The 7868-nt window shown below is 67.3% G+C and carries 10 protein-coding genes; 6 read left to right on the top strand and 4 right to left on the bottom strand.

Annotated features, from left to right (window positions below):
* Positions 1 to 3: 3 nt before the first annotated feature.
* Positions 4 to 717: a TetR/AcrR family transcriptional regulator gene (locus Q0W90_RS10895; protein ID WP_297600705.1), complete on the bottom strand. Its 714-nt coding sequence runs from the start codon at positions 715 to 717 to the stop codon at positions 4 to 6.
* A gap of 208 nt (positions 718 to 925) precedes the next feature.
* On the opposite strand from Q0W90_RS10895, the gene Q0W90_RS10900 reads away from it, so the two are divergent.
* From Q0W90_RS10900 to deoC, 6 genes are all read left to right on the top strand, one after another.
* Positions 926 to 2233 (top strand): DUF445 domain-containing protein, encoded by a 1308-nt coding sequence (locus tag Q0W90_RS10900; protein WP_297600695.1) that lies wholly within the window; start codon positions 926 to 928, stop codon positions 2231 to 2233.
* An 83-nt stretch (positions 2234 to 2316) separates the two neighbouring features.
* Complete coding sequence (locus Q0W90_RS10905; RefSeq protein WP_297600693.1) at positions 2317 to 2733, top strand: helix-turn-helix transcriptional regulator; 417 nt, start codon at positions 2317 to 2319, stop codon at positions 2731 to 2733.
* A gap of 276 nt (positions 2734 to 3009) precedes the next feature.
* Positions 3010 to 3615 (top strand): heparin-binding hemagglutinin HbhA, encoded by a 606-nt coding sequence (hbhA, locus tag Q0W90_RS10910; RefSeq protein WP_297600688.1) that lies wholly within the window; start codon positions 3010 to 3012, stop codon positions 3613 to 3615.
* Between the two features lie 87 nt (positions 3616 to 3702).
* Complete coding sequence (locus Q0W90_RS10915) at positions 3703 to 3990, top strand: DUF2516 family protein (protein ID WP_065507531.1); 288 nt, start codon at positions 3703 to 3705, stop codon at positions 3988 to 3990.
* A 4-nt stretch (positions 3991 to 3994) separates the two neighbouring features.
* Entirely contained in the window at positions 3995 to 4441 is a 447-nt protein-coding gene (locus Q0W90_RS10920) for a DUF2599 domain-containing protein (RefSeq protein WP_297774509.1), read from the top strand.
* Positions 4441 to 5118, top strand: a complete 678-nt coding sequence (deoC, locus tag Q0W90_RS10925; protein WP_297600682.1) for a deoxyribose-phosphate aldolase — start codon at positions 4441 to 4443, stop codon at positions 5116 to 5118. The genes Q0W90_RS10920 and deoC overlap by 1 nt, the downstream gene beginning before the upstream one ends.
* 71 nt (positions 5119 to 5189) lie before the next feature.
* Here the strand turns inward: deoC and Q0W90_RS10930 are convergent, their stop codons facing one another.
* From Q0W90_RS10930 to Q0W90_RS10940, 3 genes are all read right to left on the bottom strand, one after another.
* Complete coding sequence (locus Q0W90_RS10930) at positions 5190 to 6239, bottom strand: DUF2993 domain-containing protein (RefSeq protein ID WP_297774511.1); 1050 nt, start codon at positions 6237 to 6239, stop codon at positions 5190 to 5192.
* A complete protein-coding gene (locus Q0W90_RS10935) occupies positions 6236 to 7072 on the bottom strand; it encodes a carbon-nitrogen hydrolase family protein (protein ID WP_297594240.1) in 837 nt (278 codons plus the stop codon). Before Q0W90_RS10935 ends, Q0W90_RS10930 begins: the two co-directional genes overlap by 4 nt.
* Before the next feature lie 168 nt (positions 7073 to 7240).
* Positions 7241 to 7765 (bottom strand): DUF2505 domain-containing protein, encoded by a 525-nt coding sequence (locus Q0W90_RS10940; protein ID WP_297594234.1) that lies wholly within the window; start codon positions 7763 to 7765, stop codon positions 7241 to 7243.
* Positions 7766 to 7868: the final 103 nt, after the last annotated feature.

Here is a 7868-nt window from a genome sequence, read left to right on the forward strand (position 1 = left end):
GCGTTAGAGGCCGTCTTCGTGGTCGCGGGGCGGCACGATCGGCGACGGGTGTGGTTCTTCGCGGAATTTCTCCAGCGACCCGCCGACCTCGACGATTCCTTTGAGGGCATTCCAGCTCAGCATCGTCAGGTAGTCGATCAACTCGTCGCGGCTCATGCGCGGAAAGGACATCCAGGAGTGGGTGGCCAGCTGCACGCCGCCGACGATCAGGTAGGCCCACGGCTCCGCGCCGCCGGTGTCCATCCCCGCCTGTTGCATGCGTCGGCGCATCAACACCGCGAGCATGCGGGCAATGATCCGCTCCGAGTCGGCGATCACCTTGCTCTTGCTGGCCGAACTGTTGGCCATCACGAAGCGGTACGGCTCGGGTTCGTTCGCGACGGTTTCGACGTACACCCGGATGACCTCGCGGGTCAGGTCGAAGCCGTCGAGGTTAGCCGTAAGTGCCCCAGCCATATTGGGAATCAGGGTGGTCTGCGTGAACCGCATCATCACGGCGGTGGTGAGGTCGTTCTTGTCGACGAAATAGCGGTAGAGCACCGTTTTGGAGACCCCGATCTCCGCGGCGATCTCATCCATGCTCAGGGTGCCGCCGAGTCGGCGAATCGCGTCGATCGTCCCGTCGACCAGCTCGTTACGACGCTCCACTTTGTGTTGATGCCAGCGTCGTTTGCGTCCGTCCATCTTGACGCCCACAGCCGTGATTTGCTCTGTCACAGTCGCCGATTTCCCATTCCCTAGACGCCCTCGATACTACGGCTTGGACGGTTCGGTCCGTGGTTCTGGCCGGGCGTGGAGGGGCACTGCCACCTGTGTCGTCACACCAATTCCCGGGAACATAGATGATGAAGTGGTGGCACATAGAGCCTCGGTGCGAGGCGAAGCGTCGGGCCCGCCTACGGCGAGGCAGGGTTCGACGACGCCGTTGACCGCCGGGGGCCGGGGTCGCACGTCTTTTGCCGAATCCTTCGCCGGCGCCGATCGAGAGGCCGATGCGCAGCGGCGGGTGGGGCTGCGCCGGATGAAGATGGTGGCGCTGAGCTTTTTGATCGGTGCCACCGGCGTGTTCCTCGCCTGCCGCTGGGCCCAGGCGCACGCCGGCGCGGGTGTCTGGGTGGGTTACGTCGGCGCCGCCGCGGAGGCCGGGATGGTGGGAGCCCTGGCGGACTGGTTTGCCGTGACCGCGCTCTTCAGGCACCCGCTGGGCATACCCATCCCGCACACCGCGATCATCAAGCGCAAGAAGGACCAGCTGGGCGAAGGCCTGGGCGCGTTCGTGCGGGAAAACTTCCTGTCGCCGGAGGTCGTGGAAACCAAGCTGCGCGACGCCGAGGTGTCCGGCCGGCTCGGTAAATGGTTGTCGGAAGCCGCCCATGCCGAGCGGGTGGCGAGCGAAACGGCGACGGTGCTGCGGGTGCTGGTCGAGCTGCTGCGCGACGAAGACGTCCAACAGGTGATCGACCGGATGATCGTGCGCCGCATCGCCGAACCCCAGTGGGGCCCGCCGGTCGGCCGGGTGCTGGCGACCCTGCTGGCCGAGAATCGGCAGGAGGCGCTGATCCAGTTGCTGGCCGACCGGGCGTTTCAGTGGTCGCTGAACGCCGGCGAGGTCATCCAGCGGGTGGTCGAGCGCGACTCACCGACCTGGTCGCCCCGCTTCGTCGACCATCTGGTCGGTGACCGGATCCACCGCGAGCTGATGGACTTCACCGACAAGGTGCGCCGCAACCCGGACCACGAACTGCGCCGGTCGGCGACGCGCTTCCTGTTCGAATTCGCCGACGACCTGCAACACGACCCGGACACCATCTCGCGCGCCGACGCGATCAAAGAGCAGCTGATGGCGCGCGACGAGATCGCCAACGCCGCGGCGACCGCGTGGACGACGCTGAAGAGGCTGGTGCTCGAGGGTGTGGATGACCCATCCAGCAGCCTGCGCACGCGGATCGCCGATACGGTGGTGCGGATCGGGGAGTCGCTGCGCGACGATGTCGACCTGCGTGACAAGGTCGACAACTGGCTGGTTCGGGCGGCGCAGCATCTGGTTTCGCAATATGGGGTGGAGATCACAGCGATCATCACCGAGACGATCGAGCGCTGGGATGCCGAGGAGGCCAGCCGGCGCATCGAGCTCCACGTGGGCCGTGACCTGCAATTCATCAGGATCAACGGAACGGTCGTCGGCTCGCTGGCGGGCCTGGTGATCTACGCCGTCGCGCAGCTGTTCTTCTAGCAGTGCTAACAAGTGCTTGCAATAGCAAGCACTTGTAGTAGCCTGGTGGCGTCAAGATCAACCATCCGACACAGGAGCACGCCGTGGCACCCGAGGAGAAGCTCTCCGCCAAGGTGTCCAACGCCGCCTCCGAAGTGGCCTCGGACATCGGCAGCTTCATCCGCAGCCAGCGTGAACTCGCGCAGGTGTCGGTGCGACAACTCGCCGAGAAGTCCGGGGTCAGCAATCCATATTTGAGCCAGGTGGAGCGTGGACTGCGTAAACCCTCCGCCGATGTCCTGAACCAGATCGCGAAGGCCCTACGCGTTTCCGCCGAGGTTCTCTACGTGCGCGCCGGGATTCTCGAACCCACCGACAAAAGTCAGGTGCGGGACGCGATCGTCACCGACACTGCGATCACCGAGCGCCAAAAGCAGATCCTGCTCGACATCTACGCATCGTTCACCCAGCAAAACGAGCCCACCCACGAGGAGTGTTCGACCCAATCCGACACCGAGTGAACAGTCGGTTCGACCGGCATCGTTGACCACAAACCTGCTGGGCTTCCGCCGGCGACGAGCTGTTCCACATCGCATCAGCGAGTTGCTGATGTATAGACGACCGGCCACCGGGGTTACCCCACAGGAAGGGATCTACCGATTCCAGCCGAACTGCTGGACGGCCACCCCGGCTATCGCGCCCCAGTTGCGAAGGAGACGTTTGCACCTAACTTCCCGACCAGACACCTGACAACGGATAACGCCAATTGCACAAAACACAGCACGAAAGGAAACAACATGGCGGAAAACTCAAACATCGAAGACTTGCGGGCACCTTTGCTCGCGGCCCTGGGCGCGGCCGACTTGGCGCTGGCCACGGTTAACGACCTGATCTCCGGCCTGCGGGAGCGCGCCGAAGAAACCCGCGTCGAGACCCGCACCCGGGTGGAAGAGCGCCGCGCTCGCCTGACCAAGCTCCAGGAGGACCTGCCCGAGCAGTTCACCGAGCTGCGCGACAAGTTCACCACCGACGAGCTGCGCAAGGCCGCCGAGGGCTACCTGGAGGCCGCGACCAGCCGGTACAACGAGCTGGTCGAGCGCGGCGAGGCGGCCCTGCAGCGGCTGCGCAACCAGACGGCCTTCGAGGACGCGTCCGCGCGTGCGGAGGGCTACGTCGACCAGGCCGTCGAGCTGACCCAGGAGGCCCTGGGCACCGTCGCGACGCAGACCCGCGCGGTCGGCGAGCGCGCCGCCAAGCTGGTGGGAATCGAACTGCCCGGCAAGACGGACGCGACCGCCAAGAAGGCCCAGAAGGCGGTCGCCAAGAAGGCCCCCGCCAAGAAGGCTCCGGCCAAGAAGGCCCCCGCCAAGAAGGCAGCGGCCAAGAAGGTCACCCAGAAGTAGTACGTCACTCGCACGACGTTCGACTCCGAGTCGCCTCCGGGTGACTCGGAGTCGACGTTTTGGATGGCGCCCGCCTACGCTTGAGGCGTGAACCACCTCGTGGGTACCGTCATGCTGGTTTTGCAGATCGCCGTCTTGGTCACGGCGATCTACGCATTCGTGCATGCCGCGCTGCAGCGACCCGACGCCTATACCGCCGCCAACAAGCTGACCAAGCCCGTGTGGTTGCTGATCCTGGCCGGGGCCGTCGCCCTGACGTCGATCCTGGGTTTCGTTTTTGGCGTGCTCGGCATGGCGATCGCGGCCTGCGCGGCCGGTGTCTACCTGGTCGACGTGCGGCCCAAACTGCTGGAAATTCAGGGCAAGTCGCGCTAGCGGGATGAGGGTGCTGCTGACGGCGCCGGTCGCCGCGCTCGTCGCCCTGTGCTTCCCGATACCGCACGCCGCCGCCGCGCCCGATACCGATCCCGGCACCGGCGCGGCGCACCCGCCCGCAATGTCCCCGCCCTTTATCGACCACACCGAGTGGGGGCGGTGGCAGGACCGGAGCAGCCTGCGGGTCTTTCCGTCGGCGGCCGGCCGGACCGCCTCCCGGTCCCCTGGGACCGCCGCCTTGGCCGACGAGGCCTGGGCCGAGGTGCTCGCGCTGGTGCCTGGCGCCGACACCCCGGGCATGCGCGCCCAGTTTCTCTGCCACTGGCAGTTCGCCGAACTGGCTCGGCCCGGCAAGGTCAGCTGGAACCTGGAGCCGTGGCGACCGGTCGTCGACGACGCCGAAATGGTTGCCTCCGACTGCAATCCGGGCGGTCAGGAAGAATCCTTCTGATGACAAGCCACCCCACCCGGGCGCAGCTGGCGGCGCTCGTCGACCACACCCTGCTCAAACCCGAAGCCACCGCTGCCGACGTGGCCGCCCTGGTCACCGAAGCGGCCGAACTGGGCGTCTACGCGGTGTGCGTCTCGCCCCCAATGGTTCCCGTCGCGGTGCGCGCCGGCGCCGGCGTGCGGGTGGCCGGCGTGGCGGGTTTCCCGTCGGGCAAGCATGTTTCGGCGATCAAGGCGCACGAGGCCGCCCTGGCCGTGGCGTCCGGTGCCTGCGAGATCGACATGGTCATCGACATCGGTGCGGCGCTGGCCGGCGACATCGATGCCGTGCGCTGCGACATCCAGGCCGTGCGAAACGCCATCGGGGGCGCCGTGCTCAAGGTGATCGTCGAGTCGTCCGCGCTGCTGGCGCTGGCGGACGAGCGCACGCTGGCGCAGGTGTGCCGCACCGCCGAAGACGCCGGTGCCGACTTCGTCAAGACGTCGACGGGTTTTCACCCGGCGGGCGGCGCGTCCGTGCGAGCGGTCGCACTGATGGCCGAGACGGTCGGCGGCCGGTTGGGCGTGAAGGCCAGCGGCGGCATCCGCACCGCAGCGGACGCGCTCGCGATGCTGGATGCCGGCGCGACCCGGCTGGGGCTCTCGGGCACCCGGGCAGTGCTCGAAGGGCTGGGCTGAATTGTCCGGCTTCTCAGCGTGCCGTGCCGGCACGCATCGGCGCCGGACGGGCTGAAGCTCGAGTCCTACCGTCAGAGGTTCGCGAAGCAGGGATCGTTGTTGTTGCCGGTGGGGATGCTGGCGTTCTGCGTCGAGAAGTGGCTGGTCACACCCTTGTCGGTGACCTGCACGCTGTCGGCGTGAATGCCCAGCGGGTAGTTCTTGGTCTGGTTCGAGGTGAAGTCGTCCAGCGTCGACTGCACGGATTCCTTGGGCATCGTGAAACCGAGCGCATTGAAACTGATGATCTGCAGCTTCAGCCCGGTGCCCTCCACCACCGGCTTGGCGGTGATGTTGTCCAACATGCCCTTCAATTCGATGGTGCCGTCGGCGGGGTGGGTGGTCACCGTGTTGGTGACGAACGGGCCCAGAACCGGAATCGCGTTTTGCACCGACTCCTTGATGCCGTCACTTGTCCAGCTGATGGTGGCGTCCAGCGAGCCGATGGTGCCCTTCGAGTTGGCCGTGTCCTTGAGCCGCACGTCTTTGATGTTGATCTCGAGCTTCATGCCCTTCGCATCGCGGATCTGGTTGCCGGCGGTCTGCACCGAGATGTTGGTGTAGTGCTTGGTCGCGTGCTGCCACAGCATGAGCGGCGTCACCCCGAAGGACGCGGTGGCCTGATCCTTGACCTCGCAGGCCACCGCCTCGGCCACCTTGGTGTCGGCGGCGTGCCGCACGTACAGCTCGGCGCCGATGAGCCCGGCGATGATCAGTGCGAACACGATGACGAAGATCAGCAGGACGGAGACCGGGTCGCGACCGAAACGGCGCTTCTTTTTCGCCGGTGTCGCGTCATCGTGGGGGGGCGTGGCCAGGCGCTCCGTCGGACCCGCGGGCGGGGTCGGTGGAGGCGGGTAGCCGGGTTGCTGCATGTTCGGCCGGGGTGTCCCGAATCGCTCGGTCTGACCCGGCGGGGGAGCCTGGGTGGGCGGGGGCGGCGGTGGTGGCACCTGGCCCGGGCGGCCGGTGTTGATCCGCTCGGTCGGCCGCTCCGTGGGGGGCTGGCCGAACGGTCCCTGGTTGGACGGACGGGCCCACTTCGACGGGTCCTGGTTCGGGGGTCCTTGTGGGTTTGTCACCGGATCGATTCTGCCTTATCAACCTGAGCAAAGTCCGAGCGGTTGTGCAGGACCGCGATGCTCTCGCGCGCCTCGGCGACCCTGTCGACATCGACGTCTGCCACCACCAGCTGCGGCTTCGAACCGGCCGACGCGATGACCTCGCCCAGCGGCGAGACGACCAGACTTCCCCCCACCCCGGTCGGTGCGCCCGATCCGGATTCCGCATGCGCGGCACCGGGGTACGCCTGACCGGCCGCGGCGACATAGCTCATCGAGTCGAGCGCGCGGGCGCGGGCCAGCAACGTCCACTGGTCGAGTTTGCCCGGGCCCGAGCCCCACGACGCGCAGACGGCGATCACCTGCGCACCGCGGCGGGCCAGCTCGGTGTAGAGCTCCGGAAAACGGATGTCGTAGCAAATGGTCAACCCGACCCGGACGCCGTCCACCGTGGTCACCACCGGCTCCTGTCCCGGCGCGACCGTGCGCGATTCGGCGAAGCCGAACGCGTCATAGAGGTGAATCTTGTCGTAGTGGGTGCCCGGCTGACTCGAATCGTCCGGACCGGCCGCGATCAGCGTGTTTGTCACCCGCCCGTCGCCGGCCGGGGTGAACATGCCGGCGACGACGGTGATTTCGGATTCGGTCGCGATGCGCCGCACCCCGTCGGCCCAGGGGCCGTCGAGCGGCTCCGCGATCGGGGCCAGCGGCACACCGAACCGGCACATGGTGGCCTCAGGGAACACCACCAGCTTCGCGCCCGCATCGGCGGCCTGGCGGCTGTATTCGCGCACCACCTGCAGATTTGCTGCAGGGTCGGCGCCGCTGAGGATCTGGGCCACTGCGATTCGCATGACCGCCAGCTTAGGCCGAGCGACGATGCGCGCCGCCGCGGCGGCGCGAGGAGGGGCTGGGCGATTCAGCTTGGGCCGAGCGACGATGCGCGCCGCCGCGGCGGCGCGAGGAGGGGCTGGGCAATTCAGCTTGGCGATTCAGCTTGGGGCCGAGCGACGATCGAGGGCTCAGGCCAATCTGGCGATCCACTCCGTGGTGAAGCGCTGTTCCGCGGCGACCAGTTCGGCCAAGCGGGTGCCGATGATGTTCTCCAACTTGCCCCCGATGATCGGGACACGCACCTGGACCGTGGCCTGGAACGTCAGCCGGGTGCCGCCCGTCCGTCCGATCGGCTCCAAAACGGCGGTGCCGGCGAGGTTCACCGGCGCGTCGACGATCGAGCCCACGACCGAACCCGTCGCGGCCCCACCGGCCACCGGCCCCCACGTCTCCTCGCGCCGGATACGCAGGTCGCCGCTGTGCAACTGCGTGACCAGTCCCGGCAGCTTGTCGCTGCGGATCACCTGCAGCGTGACGACCTCGACGGTGTCGTCGTCGCCGGACCGCCCGCCAACCCGCATCGACTCGAGCGTGGCGACGTCAACCCCGGACTCGGCCAGCCTGGCCCGCCAGTAGCTCGCATCGGTGAAGGCCCGGTGAACCTCGTCAACGCTGCCGTCGTAGTCGGCCGACAAGTCGAATGAACGCGGCATAGCAGGTCAGGCTACCGTTACGGGCCATGAAATCCAGCGGTGCCGATTCGGTGTTCGCCGGTGCGTCGGTGGCCGAATCGGTGCCACTGGCGCCGCTGACGAC

The sequence above is a fragment of the Mycobacterium sp. genome, from assembly GCF_025933915.1.
Lineage (GTDB): Bacteria > Actinomycetota > Actinomycetes > Mycobacteriales > Mycobacteriaceae > Mycobacterium.